This window comes from Rathayibacter sp. AY1A2 (genome assembly GCF_002930935.1).
Taxonomy (GTDB): Bacteria; Actinomycetota; Actinomycetes; order Actinomycetales; family Microbacteriaceae; genus Rathayibacter.
In genome coordinates this window covers 63,412-78,856 of the sequence record NZ_PSTP01000004.1, presented here as the reverse complement: position 1 = coordinate 78,856, position 15,445 = coordinate 63,412, and the positions used below count along the sequence as shown (strand labels likewise).

Below are 15,445 nucleotides of genomic sequence, written 5' to 3'. Positions count from 1 at the left end.
CCGGTGGTGGAGATGGGGGGAATCGAACCCCCGTCCATCGCTGTGATTCTGCGCCTTCTACGGGTGTAGCCGATGAGAGCGTTCTGCTCGGCCCCGACCGTTACCATCGGCGCATCGGTCGACGGGCCCAGCCCGAGTGCAAGTCCCGCGTCGCCCTCAGGCGTAACGACGCAGCAAGTCCTCTAGATGACGCCAGGATCCGGGGCGAGGACGCACCCACGGGCTGACGGACTATCTACTCTGGCTTAGGCAGCGAGAGCGAAGTCGGTGCGCTTCTGTTCGGCACCTGTGTTTTCCAGGGATCGTTGACGAGATGACCCTGGATCCTCGACCCGCTTCTCGCAGTTTCGCAGGCAATGTCGAAACCGATCATCCCCGCGAGCACTCGACGGCCCGGAGGCCGCTGGAGTGGGTCGTTCGTCGCACACTGTGGAGTTACGGGTCCTAGTCTACCTCAGCTCCGCGGGCGGTCACCCGGCGGCGGCGCAGATCGAGCAGACCCAGCACGAGCGCGAGCGCGATCAGCCCGAGGGTGACGAAGTAGCCGTTGCGGAAGGCGTCGTGGTAGCGGTCCAGCCCCTCCGCCATCCCCTGCTCGCTCGCCAGCGTCGCGAAGAAGACGGCGGAGGCGCAGGCGGTGCCGACCGCGGTGCCCACGCGCTGGCCGAGCTGGCCCACGGAGCCCGCCACGCCGCCCTGCGCCGGCGGGATCTCGGCGAGGGTGAGCGTCTGGTTCGGCGACACGACGAAGCCGCCGCCGGCCCCGGCGACGAGCATCGCGGCACCCATGCCGTAGGCCGCGGTCTCGGCCGGGAGGAGCTCGGCGGCGAGCAGCACGAGCGTGAAGCCGATGACCACGAGCACGATGCCGAGCACCACCAGTGCGCGGCCGTAGCGCTGCACGAGCTTGCCGCCGTACCAGGCTGTCACCGCCGAGGTCAGCGCGAACGGGATGCTCACCATGCCGGCGAACACCGGCTCGAGGCCGAGCCCCTGCTGGAGGAAGAGCGTGGTGAGGAGGAAGGTCGCCGGGATCGCGGCGAAGTAGGAGGTCGCGACCAGGATGCCGTTGCGGTAGGAGCTGGTCCGGAAGATGCGGAAGTCGATGACGGGCGTCCGCCCCGACGCGGCGTAGTGCGCCTCCCAGCGCACGAAGACGGCGGCGGCGGCCGCGGCGAGGACCAGCCAGAACCAGCGGTAGGGCGAGTCCGAGGAGGAGCCCGTGGTCAGCAGGAACGGCAGCATGAAGGCGAAGATCGCGACCGCCAGCAGGAGCAGGCCGACCGGGTCGAGGGACCGGTCTCCCTCGGGCCGCGAGCGCTTCTTCGGGATGAGCTTCCAGGCGAAGACCAGCGCGGCGACGCCCAGCGGGATGTTCATCCAGAACAGCAGGCGCCAGCCGTCCTGCTCGCCGCCGATCGCGATCAGGAGGCCGCCGAGGGTCGGGCCGAAGGCGGTCGACAGGCCGATGGTCGCGCCGAAGACCCCGAAGGCCCGGGCACGCTCGGCGCCGGTGAACATCTGCTGCACCAGCCCGAGGACCTGGGGCATCTGGATGCCCGCGGCGACGCCCTGCAGGAAGCGCGCGACGACGAGCAGCTCGATCGACGGCGCGAGCGCGCAGAGGAGGCTCGTCACCGTGAACGCGGTCAGCCCGATCAGGAACAGCAGGCGGCGCGAGCGGATGTCGCCCAGCCGGCCGGCCGGCACGAGCGCCAGTCCGAAGGCGAGCGCGTACCCCGCGACGATCAGCTGCAGCTGGCTCGCATCCGCTCCGAGCGAGCGCTCGATCGACGGCAGGCCGACGTTGACCTTCGAGAGGTCGAGGATCGTGATGGCCGCGACTCCGACGCTCACCGCGAAAGCGCGCCACCGCGTCTTCTCGTCGGCGGCGCTCAGGGCGGCGGGGGCGCTGTTCTCGGGGGAGGTCACGCGCCCCAGTCTCCCAAAGCGCGGTGCGAGAAGAAGAGGCTTGCGCGGCACCCGTCGGACAGTGCCCGCCGGGGCCTACTCGCCGAGGCGGCGGCGGGTCGACATCGCACGGTCCGCCTCGCGGCGGTCCTGGCGCTCTCGGAGGACCTGGCGCTTGTCGTAGTCCTTCTTGCCCTTGGCCACGGCAAGCTCGACCTTGGCCTTGCCGTCGCTGAAGTACAGCGAGAGCGGGATCAGCGTGTACCCGCCCTCCTTCACCTTGTTGTGGATCTTGAGGATCTGCGCCTTGTGCAGCAGCAGCTTGCGCTTGCGGCGCGGCGGGTGGTTCGTCCAAGTGCCCTGGGCCCACTCGTTGATGTGGACGGCGTCGAGCCACGCCTCTCCCCCGTCGACGAACGCGTAGCCGTCGACCAGCGAGGCTCGGCCGGCCCGGAGGGACTTCACCTCGGTGCCGGTGAGCACGAGGCCCGCCTCGTAGGTGTCCTCGATGAGGTAGTCGTGGCGCGCCTTGCGGTTGGTCGCGACGACCTTCTGTCCCTGTTCTCTGGGCACGGCTGCTCCTCGGGTCGCGAGCGGATGAAGGGGGCGGGCATCGTCGGGGCGATGCACCGGTGGGCCGCCCCGAACGGGACAGCCCACCAGTATACGTCCGGTCCGGGATCAGACCCGCAGGTACCGCGCGATCGCGACGTTCGCCGAGACGGCGGCCAGGACGATGCCGACCACGATCAGGATCGGCACGACGATCAGAGCGTCGTCGAGTCCCACGAAGGAGGTCAGCGGGATCCGGTACGCCAGGAACCCCTGCACGAAGACCTGCACGATGGCGACCACCGCGACTCCCGCGAGGATCGAGCCGACCAGCGCGGCGAAGACCCCCTCGAGGATGAACGGGGTCTGGATGAACCTGTTCGAGGCCCCCACGAGCCGCATGATGCCCAGCTCCCGTCTCCGCGAGAACGCCGAGAGGCGGATCGTGGTGGCGATGAGCAGCACGGCCGCGACGAGCATCAGGACGGCGATGCCGATCGCCGTGTAGCTCGCCGCGTTGAGGATCGAGAAGATCTGGTCGAGGTACTGCCGCTGGTCGGTGACGCTCTCGACTCCCGAGACGCTCGACAGGCTCTCCACGATGACGTCCGACTGGGTCGGGTCCTTCAGGTTGATCCAGAAGGTCTGGTTGAGCAGGTCGGGAGTGACGTACTCGGCGACCGGGTTGCCCGCGAACTGCTCCTGGAAGTTCGCGTAGGCCTGGTCGTGGTCCTCGAAGTAGGAGCGGTCGATGTACGGCGCGAGCGTGGCGCCCTCGAGCTGGCCCTGCACCGCGTCGATCTGCTCGGCGGTGGCGTCGGAGCCGCTGCAGTTCGAGCCGCCGGAGGTGGCGGTGCACATGTACACCGCGACCTGCGCCTTGTCGTACCAGAAGTTCTTCATCTGGCCGATCTGCATCTGGAGCAGGATCGCCGTGCCGACGAAGGTGAGGGAGATGAAGGTCACCAGGATCACCGAGACGACCATGGAGACGTTGCGCCGGAGGCCGCTGGCGACCTCCGACCAGATCAGTGCGAATCTCACTTGACGGGTCCTACGTTCTGCTGGTCGTCGCCGGTCTCGTCGCCCTCGCCCGCGTGGGCGCGGAGGCCGAGGCGCGCGGCGAGCGACTCCTCGGGCAGGGCGCCGGTGTCGGCGGGGAGGAAGATCGGACCGGTCTGGCTCTGCAGCTCGACGACGCGCGGGGCGGCGGCGGGCTCGGCGGCCGGCTCCGGCTCGCGCTCCGGCTCGACGGCGGCGGAGCGGCGGCCCTCGGGGACGCGGGGCTGGGCGGCGGTCTGCGAGAGGCGGGCCGGCTCGGGCGGCGGGGCCGGGGCCTCCTGGCGCAGGTCGATCTCGGGGACCTCGGCGGGCGCGAGCTCGCTGTCGATGATCGCCGGGGGCGCGGGCTGCTCGGCGACCGCGTGGTCGTCGGCCGCCACGACCACGACGCCGTCGTGGACGACGGTGATGCTCTCGGTCTGGCCGTAGCCGCCCTGGCTCTCGTCGCGGACGATGCTGCCGGCCGAGAGCTCGATGACGCGGCGCTTCATCTGGTCGACGATGCCGGCCTCGTGGGTCGCCATGATCACGGTCGTGCCGCCCGCGTTGATCCGCTCGAGCAGCGCCATGATGCCGGCGCTCGTGGTCGGGTCGAGGTTGCCCGTGGGCTCGTCGGCCAGCAGGACGGCCGGCTTGTTGACGACGGCACGGGCGATCGCCACGCGCTGCTGCTCGCCGCCGGAGAGCTCGTGGGGCAGGCGCGACGCCTTGCCCGCGAGGCCCACCATCTTGAGCGTGTCCGGGACGGCCTCCTGGATGTAGCCCTTCGACTTGCCGATCACCTGGAGGCTGAACGCAACGTTGTCGAAGACCGACTTGTTCGGCAGCAGCCGGAAGTCCTGGAACACGACGCCCATGTTGCGGCGGAAGTACGGGACCTTGCGGCTCGAGATCTTGCCGAGGTTCTGCCCGAGCACGTGGATCGACCCGGAGGAGGGACGCTCCTCCTTGAGGATCAGGCGGAGGCAGCTCGACTTGCCGGAGCCGGAGGCGCCGACGAGGAAGACGAACTCGCCCCGGAGGATCTCGAGATCGATGGCGTTGAGGGCGGGTCTCGTGCCGCCCCGATACTGCTTGGAGACGTTGTCGAAGCGAATCATGTCGGTACGAGGGTAAGCGACGATCCCGAAGAGTCCGCCGAGGGGGCGCGCGGCGCGTCGGTGGGGACGCGCCCGAGCCGCGCTAGGAGGACTTCCGCCAGCGGATCCCGGCGGCGATGAAGCCGTCCAGATCGCCGTCGAACACGTGCGAGGGGTTGCCGACCTCGTGGTCGGTGCGCAGGTCCTTCACCATCTGGTACGGAGCGAGGACGTAGCTGCGCATCTGGTCGCCCCAGCTCGCGGTGATGGTGCCGGCGAGCTCCTTCTTGGTGGCCGCCTCCTGCTCCTTCTGCAGCAGCAGGAGCCGCGACTGGAGCACGCGCATCGCCGCGGCGCGGTTCTGGATCTGGCTCTTCTCGTTCTGCATCGACACGACGGTGCCGGTGGGCAGGTGGGTGAGGCGCACCGCGGAGTCGGTGGTGTTCACCGACTGGCCGCCGGGGCCGGAGGAGCGGAAGACGTCCACGCGGATGTCGTTGTCGGGGATCTCGATCGCCCCGGCCTCCTCCATCAGCGGGATGACCTCGACCGCGGCGAAGGAGGTCTGGCGCTTGCCCGCGGCGCCGAAGGGGCTCATCCGCACGAGGCGGTGGGTTCCGGCCTCGACCGAGAGCGTGCCGAAGGCGTAGGGGGCGTCGATCTGGAAGGTGGCCGACTTGATGCCCGCCTCCTCCGCGTAGCTGGCGTCCATGACGGTCGCCGCGTACTTGTGCTTCTCGGCCCAGCGGAGGTACATGCGCATGAGCATCTCGGCGAAGTCGGAGGCGTCGACGCCACCCGCTCCCGCGCGGATGGTGACCACGGCGGGGCGGTCGTCGTACTCGCCGTCGAGCAGGGTCTGCACCTCGAGCTCGCCCATGACCTTCTGGAGGGAGGAGAGCTCGGCGATCGCCTCCTGCTCGGACTCGGCGTCCTCGGCCTCGTTCGCCATCTCGACGAGCACCTCGAGGTCGTCCAGGCGCCGGTCGATCGCGGTGATCCGCGCGAGCTCGGACTGGCGGTGGCTGAGGGCGCTGGTCACCTTCTGCGCGTTGGCCGTGTCGTCCCACAGGTCGGGGGCGCCGGCCTGCTCGCTGAGCTCGGCGATCTTCGAGCGGAGACCGTCCACGTCGATGACGGCGCGGATGTCGGCGAAGGTGGAGCGGAGAGCAGTGATCTGCTCGGTGAAGTCGTTGTCCAGCATGGTGCGTCCAGACTACCGGGGGCCGGGGGCCGCCCTCCGGCCCGGGCGTACCCTGGGGACGGTGACCAGCACCGCTCCGCGCCCCTTCCCCGTCGGGCCGCTGCTGCTGTCGACCTTCCTCCCCACCCTCCTCTTCTCCATCGGCGAGGGGGCGATCATCCCCCTCCTGCCGGCCGCGGCCGGCGACCTCGGCGCGACGCTGGCCCTGGCGGGCCTCGTGGCGGGGATGATCATGATCGGCGAGCTGGCGGGCGACATCCCCAGCGGCTGGATCGTCTCCCGGATCGGCGAGCGCGGCGCGATGCTCGGAGCCTCGGCCGCGTCGATCCTCGGGCTCGTGGTGTGCCTGCTCTCGACGTCATGGGTCGGGCTGACGATCGGCGTCTTCGTGATCGGCCTCGCGACCGCGGTCTTCGCGCTGGCGCGGCACGCGTTCATGACGTCGTTCGTCCCGATCACGCACCGCGCCCGCGCGCTCAGCGCCCTCGCCGGGGCGTTCCGCGCCGGCTGGCTGATCGGCCCGTTCCTGGCGGCCGGGGTGGTGCACCTCACCGGCTCCGTCGAGTCCGTCTTCTGGGTGCACATCGTCTGCTGCGTGGCGGCGGTCGTGGTCCTGCTGCTCGTGCCCGACCCCGCGACGGTGCTGCGGCGGGCGCAGGCCGCGGCCGACCGCGCCGCTCCGGAGGACGTGGTCGCCGCGGAGGCGTCGGCGACCGTCCCGGAGTCGCCGCAGTCGCTGCTCGGGACGCTGCGCGAGCACCGCGGGGTCCTCGCTCGGATGGGGACCGGCGCCGCCGTGATCGGGGCGCTGCGGGCGAGCCGGACGCTGATCCTCCCCCTCTGGGCGGTGAGCATCGGGCTCGCCGAGACCGACACCGCGATCATCATCGGCATCGCCGGCGCGCTCGACTTCGCCCTCTTCTACGCCGGCGGCCAGCTGATGGACCGCTTCGGCCGGGGCGCCACCGCGATCCCCTCGATGATCGGCCTCGGGCTCGGCCACCTCGCCCTCGCCGCCTCGGTGCTCGCCCTCGATCCGGTGCCCTGGTTCGTCGCCGTGGCCTGCGTGCTCGCGGCCGCGAACGGCATCGGCTCCGGGATCCTGATGACCATCGGCGCCGATCTCGCGCCCCCCGCCGATCCGGCCCCGTTCCTCGGCGCGTTCCGCTTCACCGGCGACGCGGGCAACGCCGCCGCCCCGATCGTCGTGTCGGCGCTCACCGCCCTGATCTCCCTCCCCTTCGCCGCCGTCGTGATGGGGGTGCTCGGTCTGGGCGGAGCGGGGGCGCTCGCCCGCTGGATCCCGCGGTACCTCCCCCGGGCGGCCTCCCGCGGCTGAGGCGCGGGGCCCTCCTCCTACACTGGAGCCCGCACGCGGGAGTGGTGGAATGGCAGACACGCAGGATTTAGGTTCCTGTGCCGAGAGGCGTGAGGGTTCGAGTCCCTCCTTCCGCACGGGATCGGCCGGTACGCTGAGCGCGCTCGCGTGACCGCCGACCGGCCACCGGCCCCCGTCGACTGGAGATCCGTTGAATCACGCCGCCCTCGTCCCCTGGCTCGATCCGGAGACGATCCTGACCTCGTTCGGCCCCTGGGGCGTGCTCGTGGTCTGCCTCATCGTGTTCGCCGAGACCGGACTGCTGATCGGCTTCCTCTTCCCGGGCGACACGCTGCTGATCATCACGGGCCTGCTGGCGCACGAGAACGCGTCGAACGGCGGCCTCGGCGTCCCGATCTGGCTCATCTGCCTGGCCGTCGGGTTCTCGGCCTTCGTCGGCGGCGAGGTCGGCTACCTGATCGGGCACAAGGCCGGCCCGCGCATCTTCGAGCGCAAGGAGTCCGGCTTCTTCAGCATCGAGAACGTGAAGCGGACCAACGCGTTCTTCGAGCGCTTCGGCGGCCTCGCCGTGATCCTCGCGCGCTTCGTGCCGATCGTCCGCACCTTCGCGCCGATCGCGGCCGGCGTGGCTCACATGAACTACCGCAAGTACAGCCTCTACAACCTCATCGGCGCCCTGATCTGGGGCAGCGGGGTCACCCTTATCGGGTGGCTGCTCGCCTTCATCCCGCCGGTCGCCGACTTCGTCTCGCACTACATCGACGTGATCCTGATCGGCGCGGTCGTGCTCGCGCTGCTGCCGACGCTGTTCCACTTCTTCCAGCAGCAGCGCAAGGCGAAGCTCGCCGCCGACCCCGAGACCGACTCGACCGAGTCGGCCGCCTACGTGCTCGACGCCGACACCCTGGACGACAAGCACCCGAAGTCCTGACCTCCGCCTCCGCGAGACGCCACTCCGGCTCGCCGCACGACGACAGGCGTGCACCGGAGTGGCATCCCGCGGTGGGAACCCGCCGGCTCAGAGCCGGGCGGACAGGGCGGCGAGCTCGGCGCGCAGCGCGGTGAAGGCGCGGGCGCGGTGGCTCCGGGCGTTCTTCTGCTCGGGAGCGAGCTCGGCCGCCGTGAGCGCCCCGGCCTCGGGGACGAACACCGGGTCGTAGCCGTGGCCGTTCGCACCGCGCGGGGCCGTCGCGATCGCGCCGTCCCAGCGGCCCTCGACCACCGTCTCCTGACCGCCGGGGAGCACGGAGTCCGGCACCACGAGGGCGATGGTGCAGCTGAAGTGCGCACCGCGGTGCTCCGCCTTCACGTCGTGCAGCTGGGCCAGGAGGAGCTCGAGGTTGGCCGTCGCGTCGTGCGCGCGTCCCGACCAGCGGGCCGAGAAGATGCCCGGCGCGCCGCCGAGGACGTCGACGCAGATCCCGGAGTCGTCCGCGAGCGCCACGAGGCCGGTGTGCGCCGCCGCCGCGCGCGCCTTGATCAGCGCGTTCTCGGCGAAGCTCACGCCGTCCTCGACCGGCTCGGGTCCGTCGTAGGCGCGGACGCCGACTCCGGGGAGCGCGCCGGCCAGCATGGCGCGGAACTCCTCCACCTTGCCCGCGTTGTGCGTGGCGAGGACGAGGTCCAGGCTCACGCTCCGGGCTCCGCGGCGAGCGCTTCGGCCTGGATGCGGGCGAGGTCGGAGGCACCGGCGACCGCGAGGTCGAGCAGGGCGTCGAGCTCACGGCGGTCGAACGGGGCCCCCTCGGCGGTGCCCTGCACCTCGACGAACAGGCCTCGTCCGGTGACGACGACGTTCATGTCGGTCTCGGCGCGCACGTCCTCGACGTAGGCCAGGTCGAGCATCGGCACGCCGTCGATGATGCCGACGGACACCGCCGAGAGGCTGTCGATCAGCGGCTGCGCCTTCTGCCCCACGTACTTCTTGCCGCGCGCCCACTCGATCGCGTCGGCCATCGCCACGTAGGCGCCGGTGATCGCCGCGGTGCGGGTGCCGCCGTCGGCCTGGAGGACGTCGCAGTCGATCACGAGGGTGTTCTCGCCGAGCGCCTTCGTGTCGACCACCGCGCGGAGGCTCCGGCCGATCAGCCGCGAGATCTCGTGCGTGCGCCCGCCGACCTTCCCCTTGACCGACTCGCGGTCCATGCGGGAGTTGGTGGAGCGGGGCAGCATCGCGTACTCGGCGGTGACCCAGCCCTTGCCCTTGCCCTGCAGCCAGCGCGGCACGCCGTTCGTGAAGGAGGCGGTGCAGAGCACCCTGGTGTTCCCGAACGAGACGAGCGCGGAGCCCTCCGCCTGGGTGCTCCAGCCGCGCTCGATCGTCACGGTGCGCAGCTCGTCGGGCGCCCGCCCGTCCTTGCGCGCGGCCTTCGATGCGGTGCTGTCGGTCACTCGGGTCTCCCTCGATCGTGCGGGAGCGCGGCCCGGTCGAGCTCGCGCAGGTTGATGGTGCCGGTCTCGACGAGGTCGACGCTCGAGACCTCCGGACCGAGGAAGCGGCGGGCGAGGCGGACGAAGTCGCTCGAGCCCGTCTCCTCCCACCGGTAGGTCGGAGGCGCGGCGGAGGTGCGCTGCAGGCCGTGCGCCACGAGGGTCCGGTAGACGTCGAGCGCGGTCTCCTCGGCGCTCGAGACGAGGCGGACGTCCGGCCCCATCACGTACGCGATGGCACCGCGCAGCAGCGGGTAGTGGGTGCAGCCGAGGACGAGCGTGTCGACCCCCGCGGCCTTGAGCGGCGCGAGGTACTCCTCCGCCACCGCGAGCAGCTCGTCGCTCCAGGTGACGCCCGCCTCGACGAACTCGACGAAGCGCGGGCAGGCGGCGGTGAACAGCTGCAGGTCGGGCGCGGCGACGAAGGCGTCGTCGTAGGCGCGGGAGCGGATCGTCCCGACCGTGCCGATCACCCCGACGCGGCGGTTGCGGGTGTCGCGGACAGCGCTGCGGACGGCGGGCTGGATGACCTCGATCACCGGGATGCCGCGGCCGAGCGTGTAGCGCTCGCGGGCGTCGCGCATCATCGCGGCCGAGGCGGTGTTGCAGGCGATGACGAGCAGCTTGGCGCCCTGGTCGACCAGGGTGTCGAGGGTGTCGAGGGCGTAGGCGCGGACGTCGGCGAGCGGCTTGGGCCCGTAGGGCGAGTGCGCGGTGTCGCCGAGGTAGACGATCGACTCGTTCTGCAGCTGGTCGATCACGGAGCGGGCGACGGTGAGCCCGCCGACTCCGGAGTCGAAGATGCCCAGCGGTGCGTCCGTCACAGAGGAACAGCCTACCCGCGCCCTGCGGCCCGGTCCCGGCCGCACGCCGTTCCCGGGCCCGGCGGCGTGCGCAAGCCCCGGCACCCGCGCCTGGGCCGCGCGGGGGCGGCCGTGGAACACTGAGCGGATGGACTCCACGGCCTTACTCACCGACCGGTACGAGCTCACGATGGTCGAGGGCGCCCTCGGCAGCGGCACCGCCGACCGCCGCTGCATGTTCGAGGTGTTCACCCGGAGCCTCCCGCCCGGACGCCGCTACGGCGTGCTCGCGGGCACCGGCCGGCTCCTCGAGCTGATCTCGCGCTTCCGCTTCGGCGACGACGAGCTGTCCTGGCTCCGCGAGAACCGCGTCGTCGACTCCCGCACGCTGGACTGGCTCGCCGACTACCGCTTCCGGGGCGACGTCTGGGGCTACCGCGAGGGCGAGGTCTACCTCCCGGGCTCCCCCGTGCTCATCGTCGAGGCGCCCTTCGCCGACGGCGTGCTGCTGGAGACCCTGGTGCTCAGCGTCCTCAACCACGACAGCGCCGTGGCGAGCGCCGCCGCGCGGATGGTCTCGGCCGCCGACGGGCGACCGCTGGCCGAGATGGGCTCGCGCCGCGCCGGCGAGCGGTCCGCCGTCGCCGCGGCTCGCGCCGCCTACATCGCCGGATTCGGCGCCTCCTCGAACCTGGAGGCGGGCCGCAGCTTCGGCGTGCCCACGATGGGCACCTCCGCGCACTCCTTCACTCTCCTCCACGACTCGGAGGAGGAGGCGTTCCGCGCGCAGGTCGCCGCGCTCGGCCCCGGCACGACCCTCCTGGTGGACACCTACGACGTGACAGCCGCCGTCGACCTGGCGGTCCGCGTCGCCGGCACCGGCCTCGGCGCTGTGCGCATCGACTCCGGCGACCTCCCCCAGCAGGTGGCCGCCGTCCGGCAGCAGCTGGACGCGCTCGGCGCGACCGGCACGCGCATCACGGTCACCAACGACCTCGACGAGTACGGGATCGCCGCGCTCGCGGCCTCACCGGTCGACTCCTACGGCGTCGGCACCTCGGTGGCGACGGGCTCGGGCCACCCGACGGCGGGCATGGTCTACAAGCTGGTCGCGCACGAGGACGACGCGGGCGAGTGGGTCGCGGTGGCGAAGAAGTCGGTCTCGAAGGCGTCGATCGGCGGGCGGAAGGCCGCCGGCCGTCTGCTCTCGGACGACGGGGTCGCCGAGGCCGAGGTCGTGCACGTGGGCGCCGGCCCCGAGGGCGCCGTCGGCGAGGGCGAGCGGGCGCTGCTCGTCCCCCTGATCGAGGACGGGACGATCCGTCCCGAGCACCTCGGCATCGAGGGAGTGGCGGCAGCCCGCGCGCACCACGCCAACGCGGTCCTCGAGCTGCCGATCGACGCGCTCCGGCTCGGCCGCGGCGAGCCCGTCATCCCGACCCGCTACGAGTGAGCGGGGCGGGAGCTCACTTCATCTTCGCGTAGATCTCCTTGCAGGCCGGGCACACCGGGAACTTCTCCGGGTCGCGGCCCGGGAGCCACTTCTTGCCGCAGAGCGCGCGGACCGGCTTGCCGGTGATGGCGCTCTCGAGGATCTTGTCCTTCGGCACGTAGTGGGAGAAGCGCTCGTGGTCGCCCGGCTCGATGGACTCCTGGTTGAGGAGCTCCTCGAGCTCGCGGTCGAGCGTGGCGGTTCCTCCGCCTCCCTCGAGGGGGTCGGTGCTGCTGTTCTGGACGCGCGGAATCATGCCGACGATCCTACGCGCGGAGCCCGTGCCCGCGGCCGTGCGCTCCGGATCGGGCGGCGCTAGTAGCGGCTGGTGAACGCGACCAGCTCGGTCGCGCGGCGCTCGAACAGCCTGCCGCCGAGGAGCACGCCGAGGGCGAAGACGACCACGGCGCTGCCGAAGCCGACGAGCACGGCGTCGCCCGCCGCTTCCGGGTCGACGAACAGGGCCCTGACGCCGAGCACCACGGCTGGAGCCGAGAGGAGCAGCCCCAGGCCGAACGCCAGGGACTGCGGACCGGCGCCGCTGGCTCCGGGGGCCTGGGGCTGCGTGAACGCGCTGTCGCCCGGGCGCGGAGCCGGATAGGCGAGCCGTGCCGAGACGGCGCTGGCGACGCCGGCGGGGACGAGCAGGAGGCAGGTGTTCACCGCGAGCACGACGGGCAGCGCATCGGGGAGCCCCGAGGTCGCGCTGCTGATCAGCGAGCCGAGCACGACGACCGGCACGCCGAGCAGGAGGGTCGGGAAGGCGCGGCCGAGCCGGTCCGACCAGCCGCGGACGCCCGCGGCCACATGGAGCCAGAACGCCGAGCCGTCGTAGGCGACGTCGTTGTGGAGGAACCAGCCGAGGAACAGCGCGATCAGCGGGACCGGGAGCAGCGAGAGCAGTGGGAAGGGGACGCCGACGACCGCGAGCAGCAGCAGGGCCGCGACCGGCAGCACCGGCACGGCGACGAGCGACGCCTGGTAGCGCGGATCCCGGAGCCAGTAGGTGATGCTGCGCGCCGCGATCGCGCCGGTCCGGGTCGAGCCGAGGACGTCGAACCAGCCCAGCCGGAGGCCGCGCGGCGGCCGGTGCGTGCGCTCGGGCCGCTCCGTCAGCAGGCGGACGACGAGCCACCAGAGCGCGCCCGCCGCGACGAGCGTCGCCAGGGCCAGCAGGAGCGGGCCGAGCGCGTCGCCGGTCCGGGCGGCCGGGGCGATCATCCACGCCGCGCCGAACGGAGTGGCCCCCATCGCCGCGCCCCAGCGCTCGAGCACCGGGGTGTCCCCCGTGTCGACCAGCGCGGCGGCGCCGAGGGCTGCGGGACCGCCCAGCATCAGCACCAGGCCGAGGACGGCCAGCAGCTCGCGGGCGGTCCGGGAGGGGACGAGTGCGGCGGAGGCGGCGAGGCCGATCCGCGCGAACAGCGAGGCCGTCGCCACCGCGAGGAGCGGGCCGACCACGGCGAAGGCGCCTGCGCCCGGGACGAGCGGCGCGCTCGCGAGCCCGACCACCAGCAGGGCGAGCGTGGGGACCGAGACGAGGCCGGCCAGGGCGAGCGCCCCGGCGAGGCGGAGCGGCGGAAGGCCGAAGAGGCGGAACGCGCGCGGATCCATCGGGTCGAGCGGGCCGAGCAGGAAGGGCAGCACCAGGAAGCCGACGGAGACGAGTCCGCCGGCGGTCACGAGAGCGCCCGCCGCCGCGTCCGAGGAGCGCAGAGCGCCGATCGCCCCGATCAGCAGGGCCGTCACCGCGACGACCACGAGCACGCCCAGGACGGCGCCGGCCGAGCGCGCGGGCCCGGAGCGGAACGCGCCCAGGAGGACGTCGATCCTCAGCCGGAGAAGTCGTGCAGCCACTGCAGCCCCTCGGCGATCTGCTTGCCGCCCGCGAGCTCGAGGAAGCGCTCCTCCAGCGTCGCGGTGCCGGCGACCTCCGCGACCGTCCCGGAGGCGAGCACGCGCCCGCCGACGATCACGGCCACGTCGTCGCAGACGCGCTCGATGAAGTCGAGCCCGTGGCTGGAGAGGACGACGGTGCCGCCGCCCTCGACGAAGCGGCGCAGCACGGTGATCACGGCGGCCGAGGAGACCGGGTCCACCGACTCGAACGGCTCGTCGAGGACCAGCACGCGCGGGGCGTGGATCATCGCCGCCGCGAGGGCGACCTTCTTCGCCATCCCCGCGGAGTAGTCCGAGATCAGGCGCTCCAGCGCGTCGGAGAGGCCGAGCGCCTCGGCCAGCTCGACCGTGCGCTGCTTCGCCGTGGCGAGGTCGATGCCGCGCAGCGCGGCGGAGTAGGCGAGGAACTGGGCGCCGGTGAGCCGGTCGAACAGCCGGAGGCGGTCGGGCAGGACCCCGATCAGCGGCTTCGCGGCCGACGGGTCCTTCCAGACGTCGACGCCGTGCACGAGGACGCGGCCGGTGTCGGGTCGAAGAAGGCCCGTCATCATCGAGAGCGTGGTGGTCTTGCCCGCGCCGTTCGGGCCGATGATCCCGTAGAAGGTCCCCGCGCGGACGGCCAGGTCGATGCGGTCGACCGCCACCGTCCTCCCGAAGGTCCGGGTCAGCTGGTGCAGCTCGAAGACGACGGGCGAGGCGCCGTCCGGATCCGCGGCACCCTCAGCGGGCTCGGCGTTCGTCACGGACGTCATCCGGCTACGGTACCAACTCGCCCGCGGGCCCCCGGCGCCCGCGCCGACACCCGGCGACACGGCGAGAGGTCAACCACCCTGGCCCCGGGGGGCGTGAACTGTACACTAGGTCTCTACCCGAGGAGTCGATCAGATCGAGACGCAGCGGTTAATTCGAGGAGAACACACGATGATGCACACAGGTTCGACGAGCAGCAGCCCCGCCACCGTCGTCATCCTCGCCGCAGGGATGGGCAGCCGGCTCGGCCGCTCCCTCCCCAAGCCGCTCACGCCGCTCAGCGACGGGCGCACGATCATGCAGCAGCAGTTCGACAACATCCACCACGCCTTCGGCACCAAGATCCCGGTGAGCATCGTCGTCGGCTACAAGCTCGAGCACATCATCGAGGCCTTCCCCTCGGCGACGTTCGTCTACAACGAGCAGTACGACCAGACCAACACCTCCAAGAGCCTCCTCCGCGCGCTGCAGGCGAGCGGGCAGGGCGGCGTGCTCTGGATGAACGGCGACGTCGTCTTCGACCCGCGCATCCTCGACCGGGCGGCCGCGCTGATCGCGAAGGACGTCTCCTTCGTCACCGTCAACACCTCGAAGGTGTCGGACGAGGAGGTCAAGTACACGACGAGCGCCGAGGGCTTCATCCAGGAGCTCTCCAAGACGGTGCGCGGCGGACTCGGCGAGGCGGTCGGGATCAACTACGTGTCCGCCTCCGACAAGGCCGCGCTGGTGCGCCAGCTCGCCCGGGTCGACGCCCAGGACTACTTCGAGCGTGGCATAGAGTTGGCGATCGAGCAGGACCGCCTGCTCGTCGAGCCGATGGACATCTCCGACCTCTACGCCGTCGAGGTGGACTTCGCCGAGGACCTCGAGCGCGCGAACCTCTTCGTCTGACGCTCCCGGCTCCTCCCCCGGCTCGAGCGGAGC

At 71.8% G+C, this 15,445-nt stretch carries 15 protein-coding genes, 1 tRNA gene and 1 other RNA gene; 5 read left to right on the top strand and 12 right to left on the bottom strand.

Annotated features, from left to right (window positions below; all coding sequences use genetic code 11):
* Window positions 1-4: 4 nt before the first annotated feature.
* The 6 genes from ssrA to prfB form a co-directional block, all read right to left on the bottom strand.
* Window positions 5-377, bottom strand: a transfer-messenger RNA (tmRNA) gene (gene ssrA / locus C5B93_RS05845).
* A gap of 67 nt (window positions 378-444) precedes the next feature.
* Window positions 445-1,932, bottom strand: a complete 1,488-nt coding sequence (locus C5B93_RS05840) for an MFS transporter (RefSeq protein ID WP_104223557.1) — start codon at window positions 1,930-1,932, stop codon at window positions 445-447.
* A gap of 75 nt (window positions 1,933-2,007) precedes the next feature.
* Window positions 2,008-2,484, bottom strand: coding sequence for an SsrA-binding protein SmpB (gene smpB / locus C5B93_RS05835; RefSeq protein WP_104223558.1), 477 nt, complete (start codon window positions 2,482-2,484; stop codon window positions 2,008-2,010).
* Between the two features lie 108 nt (window positions 2,485-2,592).
* Window positions 2,593-3,507, bottom strand: a complete 915-nt coding sequence (gene ftsX, locus C5B93_RS05830; protein WP_104223559.1) for a permease-like cell division protein FtsX — start codon at window positions 3,505-3,507, stop codon at window positions 2,593-2,595.
* A complete protein-coding gene (gene ftsE, locus C5B93_RS05825) occupies window positions 3,504-4,625 on the bottom strand; it encodes a cell division ATP-binding protein FtsE (RefSeq protein ID WP_104233202.1) in 1,122 nt (373 codons plus the stop codon). The genes ftsX and ftsE overlap by 4 nt, the downstream gene beginning before the upstream one ends.
* A gap of 82 nt (window positions 4,626-4,707) precedes the next feature.
* Entirely contained in the window at window positions 4,708-5,808 is a 1,101-nt protein-coding gene (gene prfB / locus C5B93_RS05820) for a peptide chain release factor 2 (protein WP_104226967.1), read from the bottom strand.
* A gap of 61 nt (window positions 5,809-5,869) precedes the next feature.
* Between prfB and C5B93_RS05815 the strand changes: the two genes are divergently transcribed.
* The 3 genes from C5B93_RS05815 (at window position 5,870) to C5B93_RS05805 (ending at window position 8,078) form a co-directional block, all read left to right on the top strand.
* Window positions 5,870-7,147, top strand: coding sequence for an MFS transporter (locus tag C5B93_RS05815; RefSeq protein ID WP_258059482.1), 1,278 nt, complete (start codon window positions 5,870-5,872; stop codon window positions 7,145-7,147).
* A gap of 35 nt (window positions 7,148-7,182) precedes the next feature.
* Window positions 7,183-7,263: transfer RNA gene (locus C5B93_RS05810), tRNA-Leu, on the top strand.
* Between the two features lie 74 nt (window positions 7,264-7,337).
* Window positions 7,338-8,078 carry a DedA family protein gene (locus C5B93_RS05805; RefSeq protein ID WP_104233200.1) on the top strand — a complete coding sequence of 247 codons (741 nt, stop codon included), beginning with the start codon at window positions 7,338-7,340 and terminating at the stop codon, window positions 8,076-8,078.
* An 87-nt stretch (window positions 8,079-8,165) separates the two neighbouring features.
* Here C5B93_RS05805 and rdgB read toward each other — a convergent pair whose 3' ends face one another.
* From rdgB to murI, 3 genes are read right to left on the bottom strand one after another with little or no spacing between them, the layout of a single operon-like run.
* The gene (gene rdgB, locus C5B93_RS05800) at window positions 8,166-8,780 is read right to left on the bottom strand and encodes an RdgB/HAM1 family non-canonical purine NTP pyrophosphatase (protein WP_104223564.1); all 615 of its coding nucleotides are present in this window, start codon (window positions 8,778-8,780) and stop codon (window positions 8,166-8,168) included.
* Window positions 8,777-9,538: a ribonuclease PH gene (gene rph / locus C5B93_RS05795; protein ID WP_104233199.1), complete on the bottom strand. Its 762-nt coding sequence runs from the start codon at window positions 9,536-9,538 to the stop codon at window positions 8,777-8,779. The genes rdgB and rph overlap by 4 nt, the downstream gene beginning before the upstream one ends.
* Window positions 9,535-10,401, bottom strand: a complete 867-nt coding sequence (murI, locus tag C5B93_RS05790) for a glutamate racemase (protein ID WP_104223566.1) — start codon at window positions 10,399-10,401, stop codon at window positions 9,535-9,537. Before murI ends, rph begins: the two co-directional genes overlap by 4 nt.
* Before the next feature lie 127 nt (window positions 10,402-10,528).
* Here murI and C5B93_RS05785 point away from each other — a divergent pair, with 127 nt between their 5' ends.
* A complete protein-coding gene (locus C5B93_RS05785; protein WP_104292010.1) occupies window positions 10,529-11,833 on the top strand; it encodes a nicotinate phosphoribosyltransferase in 1,305 nt (434 codons plus the stop codon).
* A 13-nt stretch (window positions 11,834-11,846) separates the two neighbouring features.
* Here C5B93_RS05785 and C5B93_RS05780 read toward each other — a convergent pair whose 3' ends face one another.
* From C5B93_RS05780 to C5B93_RS05770, 3 genes are read right to left on the bottom strand one after another with little or no spacing between them, the layout of a single operon-like run.
* A complete protein-coding gene (locus tag C5B93_RS05780; protein WP_104223568.1) occupies window positions 11,847-12,128 on the bottom strand; it encodes a DUF3039 domain-containing protein in 282 nt (93 codons plus the stop codon).
* 59 nt (window positions 12,129-12,187) lie between these two features.
* A complete protein-coding gene (locus C5B93_RS05775; protein ID WP_104233196.1) occupies window positions 12,188-13,729 on the bottom strand; it encodes an ABC transporter permease in 1,542 nt (513 codons plus the stop codon).
* Complete coding sequence (locus C5B93_RS05770; RefSeq protein ID WP_104223570.1) at window positions 13,705-14,523, bottom strand: ABC transporter ATP-binding protein; 819 nt, start codon at window positions 14,521-14,523, stop codon at window positions 13,705-13,707. Before C5B93_RS05770 ends, C5B93_RS05775 begins: the two co-directional genes overlap by 25 nt.
* A 172-nt stretch (window positions 14,524-14,695) precedes the next feature.
* Between C5B93_RS05770 and C5B93_RS05765 the strand changes: the two genes are divergently transcribed.
* The gene (locus C5B93_RS05765; RefSeq protein ID WP_104268764.1) at window positions 14,696-15,412 is read left to right on the top strand and encodes an NTP transferase domain-containing protein; all 717 of its coding nucleotides are present in this window, start codon (window positions 14,696-14,698) and stop codon (window positions 15,410-15,412) included.
* The last annotated feature ends 33 nt before the right edge of the window (window positions 15,413-15,445 follow it).